The 13,211-nt window shown below is 66.8% G+C and carries 19 protein-coding genes; 7 read left to right on the top strand and 12 right to left on the bottom strand.

What is annotated here, in order from left to right; genetic code table 11:
• Nucleotides 1–5: 5 nt before the first annotated feature.
• Nucleotides 6–638 carry a pyridoxamine 5'-phosphate oxidase family protein gene (locus AC3WMA_RS07590; RefSeq protein WP_492284797.1) on the bottom strand — a complete coding sequence of 211 codons (633 nt, stop codon included), beginning with the start codon at nucleotides 636–638 and terminating at the stop codon, nucleotides 6–8.
• Between AC3WMA_RS07590 and AC3WMA_RS07595 the strand changes: the two genes are divergently transcribed.
• From AC3WMA_RS07595 to AC3WMA_RS07615, 5 genes are all read left to right on the top strand, one after another.
• Nucleotides 637–819, top strand: a complete 183-nt coding sequence (locus AC3WMA_RS07595; protein WP_492284798.1) for a hypothetical protein — start codon at nucleotides 637–639, stop codon at nucleotides 817–819. The two genes, AC3WMA_RS07590 and AC3WMA_RS07595, sit on opposite strands and share 2 nt — an antisense overlap.
• 4 nt (nucleotides 820–823) lie before the next feature.
• The gene (locus tag AC3WMA_RS07600) at nucleotides 824–1,282 is read left to right on the top strand and encodes a hypothetical protein (RefSeq protein WP_492284799.1); all 459 of its coding nucleotides are present in this window, start codon (nucleotides 824–826) and stop codon (nucleotides 1,280–1,282) included.
• A 14-nt stretch (nucleotides 1,283–1,296) separates the two neighbouring features.
• The gene (locus AC3WMA_RS07605) at nucleotides 1,297–1,962 is read left to right on the top strand and encodes a ribonuclease T2 family protein (RefSeq protein ID WP_492284800.1); all 666 of its coding nucleotides are present in this window, start codon (nucleotides 1,297–1,299) and stop codon (nucleotides 1,960–1,962) included.
• A 63-nt stretch (nucleotides 1,963–2,025) separates the two neighbouring features.
• Nucleotides 2,026–2,877 (top strand): 23S rRNA (adenine(2030)-N(6))-methyltransferase RlmJ, encoded by an 852-nt coding sequence (locus AC3WMA_RS07610; protein WP_492284801.1) that lies wholly within the window; start codon nucleotides 2,026–2,028, stop codon nucleotides 2,875–2,877.
• Nucleotides 2,878–2,914: 37 nt separating this feature from the next.
• Nucleotides 2,915–3,517, top strand: coding sequence for a glutathione S-transferase (locus AC3WMA_RS07615; RefSeq protein WP_492284802.1), 603 nt, complete (start codon nucleotides 2,915–2,917; stop codon nucleotides 3,515–3,517).
• Between the two features lie 167 nt (nucleotides 3,518–3,684).
• Here AC3WMA_RS07615 and AC3WMA_RS07620 read toward each other — a convergent pair whose 3' ends face one another.
• Nucleotides 3,685–4,332, bottom strand: coding sequence for an outer membrane protein (locus tag AC3WMA_RS07620; protein ID WP_492284803.1), 648 nt, complete (start codon nucleotides 4,330–4,332; stop codon nucleotides 3,685–3,687).
• Between the two features lie 375 nt (nucleotides 4,333–4,707).
• On the opposite strand from AC3WMA_RS07620, the gene AC3WMA_RS07625 reads away from it, so the two are divergent.
• Nucleotides 4,708–5,523 carry a glycosyltransferase family 2 protein gene (locus tag AC3WMA_RS07625; protein WP_492284804.1) on the top strand — a complete coding sequence of 272 codons (816 nt, stop codon included), beginning with the start codon at nucleotides 4,708–4,710 and terminating at the stop codon, nucleotides 5,521–5,523.
• The gene (locus tag AC3WMA_RS07630; RefSeq protein WP_492284805.1) at nucleotides 5,516–6,262 is read left to right on the top strand and encodes an SDR family oxidoreductase; all 747 of its coding nucleotides are present in this window, start codon (nucleotides 5,516–5,518) and stop codon (nucleotides 6,260–6,262) included. The genes AC3WMA_RS07625 and AC3WMA_RS07630 overlap by 8 nt, the downstream gene beginning before the upstream one ends.
• A gap of 4 nt (nucleotides 6,263–6,266) precedes the next feature.
• Here the strand turns inward: AC3WMA_RS07630 and AC3WMA_RS07635 are convergent, their stop codons facing one another.
• The 10 genes from AC3WMA_RS07635 to AC3WMA_RS07680 form a co-directional block, all read right to left on the bottom strand.
• The gene (locus tag AC3WMA_RS07635; protein WP_492284806.1) at nucleotides 6,267–6,896 is read right to left on the bottom strand and encodes a 2-hydroxychromene-2-carboxylate isomerase; all 630 of its coding nucleotides are present in this window, start codon (nucleotides 6,894–6,896) and stop codon (nucleotides 6,267–6,269) included.
• A 134-nt stretch (nucleotides 6,897–7,030) separates the two neighbouring features.
• Nucleotides 7,031–7,315, bottom strand: coding sequence for a hypothetical protein (locus AC3WMA_RS07640; protein WP_492284807.1), 285 nt, complete (start codon nucleotides 7,313–7,315; stop codon nucleotides 7,031–7,033).
• 138 nt (nucleotides 7,316–7,453) lie between these two features.
• Nucleotides 7,454–8,218 (bottom strand): peptidoglycan editing factor PgeF, encoded by a 765-nt coding sequence (pgeF, locus tag AC3WMA_RS07645; RefSeq protein ID WP_492284808.1) that lies wholly within the window; start codon nucleotides 8,216–8,218, stop codon nucleotides 7,454–7,456.
• A gap of 43 nt (nucleotides 8,219–8,261) precedes the next feature.
• A complete protein-coding gene (locus AC3WMA_RS07650) occupies nucleotides 8,262–9,353 on the bottom strand; it encodes a class I SAM-dependent methyltransferase (RefSeq protein ID WP_492284809.1) in 1,092 nt (363 codons plus the stop codon).
• Nucleotides 9,350–10,204 (bottom strand): prolipoprotein diacylglyceryl transferase, encoded by an 855-nt coding sequence (lgt, locus tag AC3WMA_RS07655; RefSeq protein ID WP_492284810.1) that lies wholly within the window; start codon nucleotides 10,202–10,204, stop codon nucleotides 9,350–9,352. Before lgt ends, AC3WMA_RS07650 begins: the two co-directional genes overlap by 4 nt.
• Nucleotides 10,205–10,286: 82 nt before the next feature.
• Nucleotides 10,287–11,306 (bottom strand): NADPH-dependent curcumin/dihydrocurcumin reductase, encoded by a 1,020-nt coding sequence (gene curA, locus AC3WMA_RS07660; RefSeq protein ID WP_492284811.1) that lies wholly within the window; start codon nucleotides 11,304–11,306, stop codon nucleotides 10,287–10,289.
• 143 nt (nucleotides 11,307–11,449) lie between these two features.
• A complete protein-coding gene (locus AC3WMA_RS07665; RefSeq protein ID WP_492284812.1) occupies nucleotides 11,450–12,028 on the bottom strand; it encodes a chloramphenicol phosphotransferase CPT family protein in 579 nt (192 codons plus the stop codon).
• Between the two features lie 102 nt (nucleotides 12,029–12,130).
• On the bottom strand, nucleotides 12,131–12,391 hold the full coding sequence (locus tag AC3WMA_RS07670; protein ID WP_492284813.1) for a hypothetical protein: 261 nt from the start codon (nucleotides 12,389–12,391) through the stop codon (nucleotides 12,131–12,133).
• A 41-nt stretch (nucleotides 12,392–12,432) separates the two neighbouring features.
• Nucleotides 12,433–12,708, bottom strand: coding sequence for a 30S ribosomal protein S21 (rpsU, locus tag AC3WMA_RS07675; protein ID WP_492284814.1), 276 nt, complete (start codon nucleotides 12,706–12,708; stop codon nucleotides 12,433–12,435).
• A gap of 138 nt (nucleotides 12,709–12,846) precedes the next feature.
• Entirely contained in the window at nucleotides 12,847–13,056 is a 210-nt protein-coding gene (locus tag AC3WMA_RS07680) for a cold-shock protein (protein WP_293806237.1), read from the bottom strand.
• Nucleotides 13,057–13,211 lie beyond the last annotated feature (155 nt).

Here is a 13,211-nt window from a genome sequence, read left to right on the forward strand (position 1 = left end):
CGGCCTCAATAGAGCCGCGTGCGATAGCCTTCCTCGAGATTGCGATCGGCCTCGTCGCCATCGACCGCCTTGGTCTGGTCGGCGATGATGCGGCCAAGCGTCGGGAAGGAGTGTCGCGGCACCTGCGTCGCCGGATCCCACAGCTTCGAGCGGATCAGCGCCTTGCCGCAATGGAAATAGGCTTCCTCGACCTCGACGATCAGGCCCGTCACCGGCGCGCGCTCCTGCATCGCGGAGGGAGCCAACAGCTCCGCATCGCGCGTCGCCCGCCCCTTGCCGTTGACGCGCAGGGTCTCGGGAATTCCAGGCACCATGAAGACGAGCCCGACGCCCGGCGCCGACAAGATATTCCCGAGTGAATCGACCCGGTTGTTGCCGCGCCGGTCGGGGATCAGCAGGGTCTTGTCGTCGAGCACGCGCACGAAACCCGGCCCGTCACCACGCGGGCTGGCGTCGGCATTGCCCTGCGCGTCGCTGCTCGCCAGGACGAGGAAGGGCGAGAGCGCGATGAAGTCCTTGCAGAACTGGTCGAGCCGGCGCAGCACCTTGCCCGTCGCCAGCGGATGGACGGGCCCGATATGGCCGCGCAGGGCTTCCTCATCCTCAATGCGCGCCGCCGGATCGTCGAAGCAGTCCATGATGTCGTTTCCCCGTGTTTCTGCCGCCAATCTGTCCGATCACGGCGCCTCGCGCCAGCGCGGGAGGTTTCTGCCGGCCAGCCTTTGCCCGCATGGCGCTGCATCGCGCGCATGCGCCTTGACCGGTGACCGGCACATCGCCATCGTGCGCGGCATCTTCGCCCTCTCATACGAGGCCTGATTCCATGCGCCGCGCCCTGCTGCGAACCGCTCTTGTTTCCATCGCCTGCCTTGCGGGCTTTGCCGCCAACGCGGCAAGCGGCCGCGTGGTCCATCCGCTGGACCGCGCAGAGAACCGCACCTTCCCGATGTACGGCAACCTTCCGGGCTGCGACGATCCGGCGGTGCTCGGCGAGGTCACCAACCGCTTCAATTCGCGCGAGAGCACGTTCTGGGGTCCGCTCCAGGCTGTCTCCTATGACCGCATCGGGCAGATCGGCTTTCGCAGCTGGGGAGATGACTTCATCCCGCGGCGCTTCTGCAGCGGCCGCGTTCTGCTGAATGACGGCAAGTTCCGCCGCGTCGATTACTCCGTGCGCGAGAATCTCGGCCTCTTCGGCCTGACCTGGAACGTCAACTGGTGCGTCAACGGCCTCGATCGGCAGCGCACCCACGCACCCGACTGCAAGATGGCGCGCCCCTGATCGCAGGCTCTCCGATGTTGAAATCGCTGGCAATCGCGGCTCTGGCGCTGTTCGGCTTCGCCGGGGCCGGCCATGCGCAGGATTTCGGCCAGCGCGGCGGCACGCCGGGCGATTTCGATTTCTACGTGCTGGCCCTGTCCTGGTCGCCGGGCTTCTGCGAGCTCGACGGCGACCGCTCGCGCAACCGCGAGCAATGCGGCGAAGGCGCCGGACTGCGCTTCGTCGTGCACGGACTCTGGCCGCAGAACGAGCGCGGCTATCCCAGCGAATGCGGCCCGGCCGGCCGCACACCCTCGCGAATCGCAATGGAGCAAGCCGAAGGCCTGTTCCCGACCGAAGGCCTCGCCCGCTACCAGTGGCGCAAGCACGGCACCTGCACCGGCTCCAGTCCGAGCGACTATTTTCGTGACGTCCGCCGCGCCCGCGAGAAGGTGGTCATCCCGCCAACACTCGCCAAGGCCGAGCGCGACCAGACCTGGACCGCGATCGATCTCGAACGCGCCTTCGCCGCCGCCAATCCCGGACTGCGTCCGGACATGATGTCGGTCGCCTGCAAGCGCGGCGTGCTGCAGGAGGTGAAGATCTGCTTCACCCGTGATCTCCGCGATTTCCGTTCCTGCCAGCAGGTTGATCGCTCCGGCTGCCGCGCCCGCGAGTTCACCGTCGTCGCGCCGCGCTGATAACCGAATGTGGCAGGACTTTGCCGCTTCCGGTCGGGAGCGGCTTCCTCTACCAACGGCAGCATGAACTATCGCCATGGCTTCCACGCCGGAAACTTCGCCGATGTGCTGAAGCATGTCGTTCTGACGCGCATCCTGCTGCATCTCAACGCCAAGCCGACGCCCTACCGCATCATCGACACCCATGCCGGCAGCGGCCGCTACGATCTCGATTCGGAAGAGGCTTTGCGGACCCATGAATGGAAGGACGGCGTCGCGCGGATCGACCGTTCGCCGCTATCCCCGGCGGTCGAGGCCTTGCTCGCTCCCTATCGCGCCGCGCTGGAAGGCGCTCGCGCGCTCTATGGCACCGGCGCCTATCCCGGCTCGCCCTGGCTCTGCCGCCACGCGATGCGGCCCGATGACCGGCTGGTCGCCGCCGAGCTCCACCCCCCGACCTACAAGAAGCTCTCGGAGGCCATGGGTCGCGACAAGCGCTGCAAGCCGCTCGCCATCGACGGCTGGACGGCATTGCGGGCCAATGTGCCGCCGAAGGAGCGCCGCGGCCTTGTCCTGATCGACCCGCCCTTCGAGGAGAAGGACGAGTTCGCGATGCTCGCCGACCAGTTCATCGCGGCGCATCGCAAATGGCCGACCGGAATCTATGCGCTCTGGTATCCGATCAAAGGTAGCAGCGGCATCGGATCGCTGATGGATGCGGTGCTCGATGCCGGAATCGGCCGGCTCCTGCGCCTCGAAATGGATGTCGACCGCCCCGAAGCGGCCGGCGGCCTCAGCGCCACCGGCCTGCTGATCGCCAACCCGCCCTGGACGCTGGCCGAGGAGGCCGAAATCCTGCTTCCTGCATTGACCGAGCGGCTCGCCCAGGGGCCGCGCCCGCGCTATCACTGCGAGGCGATCCGCCCCGACGGCTGATCGACCACTTTATCGCTCCGCCTCAAGGATATCGCCGATGCTCGTCCTGCGCTCCTCACCCGCCTCCCCGTTCGGCCGCAAGGTCAAGATGGCGGCCCTCGAACTCGGGCTGATGAGCAAGATCGAGATCGTCGCGGCCGATACGACCGATCCGACGGAGGTGCTGCGCCAGCAGAACCCGCTCGGCAAGATTCCGACGCTGGTGCTGGAGGACGGCACGACGCTGTTCGATTCGCGCGTCATCGTCGATTATCTCGACCATCTCAGCGGCGGTAAGCTGATCCCGGCCGGCGAGGCCCGCTTCGTCCAGTTGCGCTTGCAGGCTCTCGCCGACGGTATCTGTGATGCGGCGCTGCTCAAGGTCTATGAAGGGCGCTTCCGTCCGGAGGAAGCCCGCAACGCCAACTGGGTCGCCCATCAGGACGGCAAGGTCGCGCGTGGACTGGCCGCGCTCGAAGCTGCGCCGCCCGCCTTCCCGGAGCGCCCGCGTGTCGGCGAGATCGCGCTCGCCTGTGCGCTGGGCTATCTCGACCTGCGCTTCGAAGGCTCCTGGCGCGCCGCTCATCCGAAGCTCGTCGCCTGGCTCGACGATTTCGCCGCCCGCGTCCCGGCATTCGAGGCGACACGCTTCAAGGGCTGATCGCGCCGAATAGCGGCGACAGCTCACGCAAATGATGAAAGCCGGCGACTCAGGTCGCCGGCTTTTTTCTTGGGCCCGCTCAGGCGTCGGTGCAGCCTTGCCCGCCGGCAACAAAAAAACCCGGTGGCCTAGGCCACCGGGTCCGTTCTGTCTCCGGAAGGAGAGGATCAGAACTTGTAGCTGAGACGGGCGCGGACGACCGAGAAGTCGGTGCCGACCTTGGTGCCGGTGTTCAGGATGCTCTTCTCGCCCAGGTCGACGTACAGGTACTCGACGCCGGCGATCAGGTTGTTGGTGATGGCGTACTCGAGGCCAGCGCCGACAGCGTAACCGCCGGTGTGGCTGCGGTCCGACGAGAACGCCAGAGCCGGGATCGAGGTCTTCACGTTGCCGTAGGCCCAACCACCGGTGATGTAGGGCATGAACCGGTCGAAGGCGACGCCAACGCGAGCGCGGACCGTGCCGAAGTAGTCGGTCTTGACGCGGACGAGGCCGAGGTTGTTGCCGCTGCTGAGATCGGCAGCCTGCAGGTCAGCCTCGAGGCCGACGACGAACTGGCCCATCTGGTAGTTGTAGCCGACCTGGCCACCGCCGACGAAGCCGTCGAGATCGCCGACATTGGCGAAGCCGTTGGCGTTCACGTTGCCCCAGCCGTAGCCGGCGTTGGCGCCGACGTAGAAGCCGGTCCAGGTGAAGGCGGGAACGTAGACCGGAGCCACAACCGGGCCCTTGCGCGACGGCAGGTCAGCGGCCGAAGCGGCGCCAGCGGCGACGAGACCGAGCGCGGCAACGCTCGCAAGCAGATACTTCTTCATGACAAACTCCTTAGTCGTCGCTGTCGCCGGGAAAACCCGGCGGTTGATTTCGATGAACCCGTTATAAGACCGGGAGCCGGCTTTGTCTGTTGCATCGGAAGCACATCTGCCTTGCAGACCGCGGCAGAAATGCGGCACGAATGCGATAACTGAACGCAAATAGGTAAAACCAGGTTAACCAACCAGCGACTAGCCACCATGGTAAATCGAATACTAACAGTAGTTCGACCCCACGCCGCCCTAGGAACATGGCCCGGCCTACAAACGCGGCTGCTTATCCAAGGTTCCCGCGGCGATTGCGGCTTTTTTCGCCTGTCTTGCCGCTCCGTCCCGCCCGTGCTTAAGCCTTGAGACGACAGGAACCGAAGAAGAACCGTGCTGCCCCTCTCGATTTTCATCATCGCCCAGAACGAGGCGGACCGGATCGGCCGGACCATCGAAGCGGCGCGGGCGCTGAGCGACGACATCGTCGTCGTCGATTCCGGATCGAGCGACGGCACCCAGGCCCTGGCCGAGTCGCTCGGCGCTCGCGTCATCTTCAACGCCTGGCCGGGCTACGGCCAGCAGAAGCGCTTCGCCGAGGACCAATGCCGCCACGACTGGCTGCTCAATCTCGATGCCGATGAAGTCGTCCCGCCGGACCTTGCCGCCGAGATATCCGCTCTCTTCGCCAATGGCGCGCCGACGAAGGACGCCTACAAGGTGCGAATCGCCGAGATTTTTCCCGGCGAGGGCGCACCGCATCGCTTCGCCTATGCGCTCGCCCCCGTGCGCCTCTACCGCAAGAGCAAAGGCCGCTATTCGGCCTCGCCCGTGCATGATCGCGTCGATCTCGCCGCGGATGCGCAGGTCGGGCGCCTGCGCGGGACCGTGCATCATTTCTCCGTCCGCTCGCTGGGCGAACAGATGGACAAGCTCAATGCCTATAGCGACGCGCAGGCCGACGACCTCGATGCACGCGGCGGCACGCTTTCCGTCTTCCGGCTGGTCGCCGAATTCCCGGCCAATTTCCTGAAGGCCTATATCGGGCGGCGCCATGCGCTGCGCGGCATCTACGGCTTCATGACCGCGATGAACTACGCCTTCTATCGCTATCTGCGCGTCGCCAAGCACTGGGAGCGTCGCCTTCAGCGGCGCGCTTCCGCCCAGGCGACGACGCACCCTGCGAAGCGCGAGGACCGCGATGGCTGAGGTTGCGCTCGTCACGGGCGGCGCCCGCCGAATCGGCCGCGCCATCGTCGAAAAGCTGGCAAGCACCGGCTATGCCGTCGCGATCCACCACGGCGACAGCCGCGAGGATGCCGAAGCTCTGTTGAGACAACTTGAGGCGAGCGGGGCGAAGGCCTGCCTTTTGACCGCCGATCTCGTCGACCCCGCGGCGGTCGCGACCCTGATTCCCGCGGCCGAGGCGGCGCTCGGCCCCGTCACGCTTCTCGTCAACAACGCCGCGAGCTTCCTTGCCGACGATGTCCGATCGCTGGATATCGCCACCTGGAACCGTCAGTTCTCGATCAACCTGCGCGCCCCGTCCCAGCTGGTGGGCATCATGGCGGAGCGCCTGCCGGCCGGCGCGACAGGCGCCGTCGTCAATATCGTCGACCAGCGCGTCTGGAAACTGACGCCACAATATTACTCCTACACCCTGACCAAGGCCGCGCTGCTCACAGCGACCCGGACCCTGGCGCAGGCGCTGGCCCCGCGCATCCGTGTTAATGCCGTCGGCCCCGGCCCGACCTTCCCGAACAGCTATGATGGCGCGGACCGGCTGGAGCAGGAAGCCGCCGGCACCCTGCTCGGGCACAGGATAGCGCCTGAGGAGATCGCCGACGCTGTGCTTTATCTCGCCCGCGCCAGTTCCGTGACCGGCCAGATGATCGCCGTCGACGCCGGGCAGCACCTCGGCTGGCGCACGCCCGACATCATCGGCTGATTCGCTAGAGAGCGCCTTCGGCGCGATAGGGCGCGCGGCCGCTGGCCAGCGCTGCATCCAGCAGATCGAGCCGGTCCTGCCCCCAGAACACCTCGCCATCGAGCACATAGCTCGGCGCGCCGAAGACGCCGGCCTCGACGGCCTGGCCCAGGGTCTCCTCATAGCGGAGCTTGACTGAGGGCCCCTCGGCCGCGTCGAGCAAGGCCGTCCCGTCGAAGCCTGCCCGCGCCGCGCAGGCCAGTAGCGCCTCGGGGCGGCTCATGTCCTCGTCCCGCGCCCACAAGCCGGCCATCACATCGTTGATGAAGGCGTAGGGGTCGCCGCCCTCGGCCCGGATCGCGATCGTCATGCGATCGGCCGATGACGGATCGAACGGAAAATGCTTCGGCTGCAGCACGAGCGGCAGGCCCCGCGCCGCGCGCCAGCGCTGGAGGTCGAGCAGCCGATAGCGCTGCCTGACCGGATGCCGCTTCGGCAGCGGCAGGCCGCCAGTCTCGTCGAACACCGAGCGCAGCGGCATCGGCCGGTAGTCGATCGCGCAGCCATGCCGCCGGGCGATCTCGTGAAAGGCCGCATTGCCGAGATAGGTCCAGGGCGAATGTAACGAGAAGTAATAGGTAATCGAACGGGACAAGATCGCCTCGCGGGCTTTTGCAGACAGCGACAGCATCGCCGCCGCCCGGCCCTTCGTGCAAGGCCGTAGCCGTGCGCCTTGCGCAGCCCGGCCCCCGCGAGGAGCCAGGACCTCACAGAACCGCCAGAGGCCGGTCAGGCGGCCTTGTTCTTCAGCGCGCCGATGATCGCGGTGAGAATCGCGCCGCCGGCACCGCCCGAGATCAGGTTGGTCAGGATGCCGCCGACGCTGAGATTGCCGCCCTGCGCCGCCGCGCTGATCGCCGGCAGCAGAAGCGGGATCAGCTGCCCGAGCACGCCACCGCCCACGAGCCCGGAAATCGTGTTGCCGAGCGTCCCGAGGTCGAAGCTCGGGCTGGCCTTACCGGCCGCATTGCCGCCGATCGCACCGGCGATCAGGTTCATCAGAAGCTGTTCCATCTCGGCCCTCTGCATCTCGATGCATCGCCCGAAGAACGCGTGCCTGAAGGAAGCGATGCGTTTCCCCGGCCAGGGGAACGATGCGCCTGCCGAAGCCGTGCGACAAGCCGCCGCACCGCTCCATCAACTGCTATCGGCTCAGTCGAGCGCGATCGCCGCGATCAGGCGGCCGTAATCGGGTTCGCCGCGATGGGTCGTGCGCCGATAGCTGAAGAAGCGCTGCTCGTCGCCATAGGTGCACAGGCCCATATCGACGAACCGGCCGATTCCCGCCTCCTGCGCCTTGAGCCCGATGAAGGCCGGCAGGTCGAACATCGCATGCGCAGCGCGCTCGGATGGCGTGAAGAAACGCGCATAGGTCCGGTTCTCGGCCTTGAAGCGCTCGCTGAACTCCGGGCCGACCTCATAGGCCTTGGCGCTGATCGTCGGGCCGAGCACGGCGGTGATGCGCTCGCGCCGGGCGCCGAGCTTCTCCATTGCCGTCACCGTCGCACCGACGATGCCGATGAAGGCGCCCTTCCAGCCGGCATGGGCGGCTCCGATCACCCGCGCCTCGCCATCGGCAAAGAGAATCGGCCCGCAATCGGCGGTAGAGACGCCAAGCGCGACATGCGAGGCGGAGGTCACCATCGCGTCGGCCTTGGGGCGATCGCCCGGCCAGGGGCCCGTCACCACTTCGACATCGGCCGAATGGACCTGGTAGAGGCTGATCAGGTTTTCCGGCGCGACTTCGAGATGGCGCGCCATCCGTGCCCGATTCTCGGCGATCGCCGCCGGATCGTCGGCGGAGCCGAGCCCGCCGTTCAGCGACGCGTAGATTCCGGTCGAGGCGCCGCCTTCACGGGTGAAGAAGGCGTGACGGATGCCGGCTTCTCCGGCGAGCTCGCAGGCGGTGATGAACATGAAGCAGGTCCGGTTGCGCGAGGCCGCGAGCGGCCCGCTGGGTTCAGCCCCGATCTGGCAGCCGATGAAGGTCAAATCCGGGCAGGGGCGGCAGGTTCCGCTGCGATAGCGCGAGAACCTTGAACAAATCGCCCATGCCGGTCTCGCCTTGCGCGATCAAGCGGTCGAAGGCGACCGAAATCGCCGCGCGCTGGTCGGGATTCGCCTTGAGCGACAGCGCCTGCGCCCGCTGCGGAAGCCCGAGTGCCAGCAGGACATCGCGCTGCGTAGCCGGGCCGTGTAGCGCGGCGCCGGCCTTGAGAGCGGCCTGCCCCATCCGCTCGAAATCGACATGGACGGTGAGATCCGCCTCGCCGGGCTCCGCGAGCGGAGCGACGAACTCATGCCGTTTCATCGCCTGCAGCGTGTCGCCGAAGCCGGAACGCGCCGAGCCGTAATCGATGAGCAGTGCCGCCCCGCCTGCCGAAGCGAGATGGCCGGCGAGCTGCGCGACGATATCGAGCGCGATCGAAGGCTGCTCGAACACATTGCCGATGGGCGCGGCGATGTTCAGCCCGCTCTCGCCCGCTGCGGACAGGCCGAAGGCGAGATCGCCGTCATCGCCGAGCCCGACCAGCCGCTCGCGCCAGCCTTCCGCCGTCATCACGAACTGGTCGAGCGGCAGGGCGTCCAGGAACTCGTTGGCGACCACGATGACCGGGCCGTCAAGCGCGCCGACAACCGTATCGTGCCAGACCGGCTCGAATGCCTTCAGCGCTGCCGCCTGCCGGCCGCGCAGCACAGGACTGGTTTCGACGAGATGGATCGATAGGGCCGCATGGAAGCCCGGCACGATTCGCGTCGCCCGCAGCATGTCGGCCATCAGCGTCCCGCGTCCCGGCCCGAGTTCGACGAGTCGGAACCGCGCGGGCGCGCCCATAGCCTGCCAGGCATGGGCCACCCAGAGACCGATAAGCTCGCCGAACATCTGGCTGATTTCGGGCGCCGTGGTGAAATCGCCCTCGCCCCCAAGGGGATCGCGCGTCATGTAATAGCCATGGCGCGGATGGCCGAGCGCCAGCGCCATGTAGCGGCCGATGCCGATCGGCCCTTCCTGCCGGATCAGGTCGACGATCTCGGCCTTGAGCGTGGTCAAGCCCGCGCCTCGCCGGGCGCCTCGTGCTTGCTGCGCAGCACCAGCCACAGGCCGGCGAAAAACACCGGTAGCGAGAGCAGCATGCCCATGGTGATGCCGCCCGAAAGAGCATCGACCGATGTCCCGAACAGGAAGCCGAGCTGCGGATCGGGCTCGCGGAAAAACTCGCAGACGATCCGGGCGACCGCATAGCCCATGCCGAAGACGCCCGCGACGAAGCCCGGCCGCCTGAAGCCACCGAAGCGGACCAGCACGTTCACAAGGATGAAGAGCAGCAGCCCTTCACCGAAGGCCTCGTAGAGCTGGCTCGGATGGCGCGGCAGCGGCCCGCCATTCGGGAACACCATGGCATAGGGGAAATCGGGCGCCGGCCGGCCCCAGAGCTCGCCATTGATGAAATTGGCGATGCGCCCGAGCAGAAGTCCGATCGGCACCACGGCCGCCGCGAGATCGAACACCGAAAGCGCCGGATAGCCACGCCGCTTCGCGAAGAGCCACAGGCCCAGCGTCGCGCCGATCAGGCCGCCATGGAAGGACATGCCGCCCTGCCAGATCGCGAAGATGTCCTGCGGACGTTCGAGATAGCGCGCGAGATCGTAGAACAGCACGAAGCCGATGCGCCCGCCGAGCACGACGCCGAAGGCGACGAAGAGCAACATGTCGTCGAGTTCGATGGCTTGAGGCCGCGCCCGCCCGCCCCACAGGCCGTCGGCAGCGACGAGCTTGCGCGCATACCACCAGCCGCCGAGCAGGCCGACGACATAGGCAAGCCCGTACCATTTGATCGCCAAAGGCCCGAGCTGCACCGCGACGGGGTCGATCATCGGGAAAGGAATGGCGAAGACGGGCATGGCAAAGTCCGGTGGCGGGCGCGGCGAGATGGCCGCGCGCCCGCTGAATGGTCAAGGAAAAAGGCTGGCGCGTGGCGCTCGCTCAGAGCTTGACGATCAGCTTGCCGAAATTCTTGCCCTCCAGCAGGCCGATGAAAGCCTCCGGCGCGTTCTCCAGCCCGGTGACGATGTCTTCCTTGTATTTGACCGCGCCCTCGGCGATCCAGCGCGCCATCTCCTCGCGGAAGGTCGGTCCCTGCGCGGCGGCGAATTCGCGCTGGATGAAGCCGCGGATCGTCAGGCTCTTCGACAGCACCTGCCGCATCATGCCCGGCAGACGGTCCGGGCCTGGAAACTCGCCGCTCGCGTTGTAATGCGCGACGAGGCCGCAGACCGGGATGCGCGCGAAGGTGTTGAGCAGCGGGAAGACCGCATCCCAGACATGGCCGCCGACATTCTCGAAATAGACGTCGATGCCATCCGGACAGGCCGCGGCGAGCTTGGCCGCCATATCGGGATCGCGATGGTCGATCACCGCGTCGAAGCCGAAGGTCTCGCGCACGAAGGCGCATTTCTCAGGACCGCCGGCGATGCCCACCGCCCGCGCGCCCTTGATCTTAGCGATCTGCCCGACCGCAGAGCCGACCGGACCGCTCGCCGCCGCGACCACGACCGTCTCGCCCGGCTTCGGCTGGCCGATAGTGAGCAGGCCGGCATAGGCGGTGAAACCGGGCATGCCGAGCACGCCGAGCGCCGTCGTCAACGGTGCGGCTTTGGGATCAAGTTTGCGCAATTGCGCAACGTTCGCCACGGCATAGGACTGCCAGCCGGAATGCGAGAGCACGATATCGCCCGGCTTGAAGGCCGGATCGCGGCTCTCGATGACCTCGCCGACGGTCCCGCCCTCCATCGGCTGCCCGATCTCGGTCGCGGCGGCGTAGGATTTCGCCGCGCTCATCCGCCCGCGCATATAGGGGTCGAGCGAGAGATAGAGGATCTTGAGCAGCACCTGCCCCTCGGCGGGCGCCGGGATGGCGGCATGCTCCAGCCGGAAATTCTGCGGCGCCGGGCGCCCCTCGGGCCGGGAGGCGAGAACGATGCGAACGCTGTCGGGCTGGGACATGGGTTTCAATCCTCGATGATGAAGGGCGTGGGCCTGTCCCTCTCATATTGGCGCAGCCTGAAGCGGACGGCAGTCCCCTCGCCCTGCATTCGCAGCCGGCGCGAACGCGTCGATGACATGGCAACGCGATTGCCGGGCTTTGCTCAGCCGCGGTCGCGCCGCTCGCGCAACCGCTCGAAGGCCGCAGGTTTCGATCGCACCCGCCACGTCGCAATGACAGCGTCGGCATTGGCGTCCCGATCCTGCATCGCATCCACCTCGGTATCGTAGCGGCAATAGGAATGGATGCGGTGGAAGTCGCGCCGGGCGTCACCGATCGGCCTGTCGCCACGTTCGCGCTCGCGCCGCTCGAGTTCCTCCAGCGCGCAATGGACGCCGACGAAGAACACGTCATGGCCGGCGAGCGTATCCGCGAGCCGCAGCAGCCAGGCCTCGCTCTCCATGATGTGCTCGACGATGAGGTCGTTGCCGGCCTCGACATAGGCGAGAAGCGAGCGCTCGAAGCCGAGGAAGAAGGCTTCCCGCATGGCTCGCCAGTCGAACTCGCCGCTCTTGATCCGAGCGCTCGGCAGAACGCCGGCATCGCGCAGGTGATCGATCGAGATGTGCCAGAACGGCGTATCGATCCGCGCCTGGAGGGCGCGCGCCAGCGAGGACTTGCCGCTGCTCGACGCGCCGTTGAGCAGGATAATGCGGCCGGGCGCGGGAGAGGAATCGTTCATGGCACGCGCTCTTCCCGCCGGGCACAGGCCGCGTCGGCCGAAATGCAGACGGGCGGCACATCCTGATGGCCGCCCGTCTGAAACCTCGTCAAGGGAAGAACGTCAGAGCGCCTTCGCGGCAGCCCGACTCGGGCGCTTCGAAGCGACCTTGCGAACCGGGGCGGCCGCCTTGGCCGCAGCTTCCTCGGCGTCTCTGGCCAGCCGCAGGGCCCGCAGCTTCTCGGTCTTGAGGCGGGCCTGACCGGCCTCATCCTCGACCGCCTGCCAGGCGTCGAGCGCTTCCTTGCGGCGCTGTTCGGTCGCCGAGACGGCCTCCTGCGCCCGAGCAGCGATCTCGTCCAGCTTCATGCTGCGGCTCGACATGCGAAACTCCTACTCAATGGCGCTGATCGGCCTTCCGCCAATCAGACGGCGGACGGCGGACGCGGGGCGCCGGGACGGGCCTTGCCGACCGGCAGCTTCCGCTTCGGCGCCGGCAACAGACCCTCGCGCTGCGCCTGCTTGCGGGCGGCCTTCTTGGCGCGGCGAACCGCCTCGCCCTTCTCGCGGGCCCGGCGCTCGGACGGCTTTTCGAATTCGCGGCGCTGCTTCATCTCGCGAAACACGCCTTCGCGCTGCAGCTTCTTCTTCAGGACGCGCAGCGCCTGCTCGACATTGTTGTCCCGAACGAGAACTTGCATGGTCATCCTTTCCAGAAAGCACAAAGGGCCGGGCTTGTTGGTCCCGACCCTTCACTTAACCGTTGGTGCGAAACGTCGTGTCGTGGCGCCGGTACATCCGCGGCGGCCTCAAAGCGTCGTCGTCCCGCTCCGGAACGGTTACTCAGCCCGCAGGTTGTCGGCCGAGCTCTTGCCCGAACGCTTGTCCTGAACGATCTCGTACGAGATCTTCTGCCCGTCGCGCAGATCGCGCAGACCGGCACGCTCGACGGCGCTGATGTGGACGAAAACGTCCTGCCCGCCATCGTCAGGCTGAATGAAACCGAAACCCTTGGTGGCGTTGAACCACTTGACAGAACCAGAAGCCATAGGTGCCTCCCGCAAACATGTTTATCCAAGCCCCATGGAAAACATGCGGCGGCGAATTCGATCAGAGGAAGAAAATCATCAGCATGTCGCGCTCAAGCGTCGCGAGCGGCCAAGTCATCAGGCCTAAATCGAAACCAAGAGATAGGCCTTGACCA

This window comes from Allobosea sp. FW305-C-101 (genome assembly GCF_058783685.1).

Excerpts from the sequence above, each read along its gene's own strand:
- AC3WMA_RS07600 (WP_492284799.1), top strand. The coding sequence starts at position 824 with ATGCGCCGCGCCCTGCTGCGAACCGCTCTTGTTTCCATCGCCTGCCTT.
- AC3WMA_RS07620 (WP_492284803.1), bottom strand. The coding sequence starts at position 4,332 with ATGAAGAAGTATCTGCTTGCGAGCGTTGCCGCGCTCGGTCTCGTCGCC.
- rpsU (WP_492284814.1), bottom strand. The coding sequence starts at position 12,708 with ATGCAAGTTCTCGTTCGGGACAACAATGTCGAGCAGGCGCTGCGCGTC.
- AC3WMA_RS07615 (WP_492284802.1), top strand. The coding sequence starts at position 2,915 with ATGCTCGTCCTGCGCTCCTCACCCGCCTCCCCGTTCGGCCGCAAGGTC.
- AC3WMA_RS07640 (WP_492284807.1), bottom strand. The coding sequence starts at position 7,315 with ATGGAACAGCTTCTGATGAACCTGATCGCCGGTGCGATCGGCGGCAAT.
- pgeF (WP_492284808.1), bottom strand. The coding sequence starts at position 8,218 with ATGTTCATCACCGCCTGCGAGCTCGCCGGAGAAGCCGGCATCCGTCAC.
- AC3WMA_RS07670 (WP_492284813.1), bottom strand. The coding sequence starts at position 12,391 with ATGTCGAGCCGCAGCATGAAGCTGGACGAGATCGCTGCTCGGGCGCAG.
- curA (WP_492284811.1), bottom strand. The coding sequence starts at position 11,306 with ATGTCCCAGCCCGACAGCGTTCGCATCGTTCTCGCCTCCCGGCCCGAG.
- AC3WMA_RS07605 (WP_492284800.1), top strand. The coding sequence starts at position 1,297 with ATGTTGAAATCGCTGGCAATCGCGGCTCTGGCGCTGTTCGGCTTCGCC.
- AC3WMA_RS07610 (WP_492284801.1), top strand. The coding sequence starts at position 2,026 with ATGAACTATCGCCATGGCTTCCACGCCGGAAACTTCGCCGATGTGCTG.
- AC3WMA_RS07595 (WP_492284798.1), top strand. The coding sequence starts at position 637 with ATGATGTCGTTTCCCCGTGTTTCTGCCGCCAATCTGTCCGATCACGGC.
- AC3WMA_RS07665 (WP_492284812.1), bottom strand. The coding sequence starts at position 12,028 with ATGAACGATTCCTCTCCCGCGCCCGGCCGCATTATCCTGCTCAACGGC.
- AC3WMA_RS07630 (WP_492284805.1), top strand. The coding sequence starts at position 5,516 with ATGGCTGAGGTTGCGCTCGTCACGGGCGGCGCCCGCCGAATCGGCCGC.
- AC3WMA_RS07680 (WP_293806237.1), bottom strand. The coding sequence starts at position 13,056 with ATGGCTTCTGGTTCTGTCAAGTGGTTCAACGCCACCAAGGGTTTCGGT.
- AC3WMA_RS07590 (WP_492284797.1), bottom strand. The coding sequence starts at position 638 with ATGGACTGCTTCGACGATCCGGCGGCGCGCATTGAGGATGAGGAAGCC.
- lgt (WP_492284810.1), bottom strand. The coding sequence starts at position 10,204 with ATGCCCGTCTTCGCCATTCCTTTCCCGATGATCGACCCCGTCGCGGTG.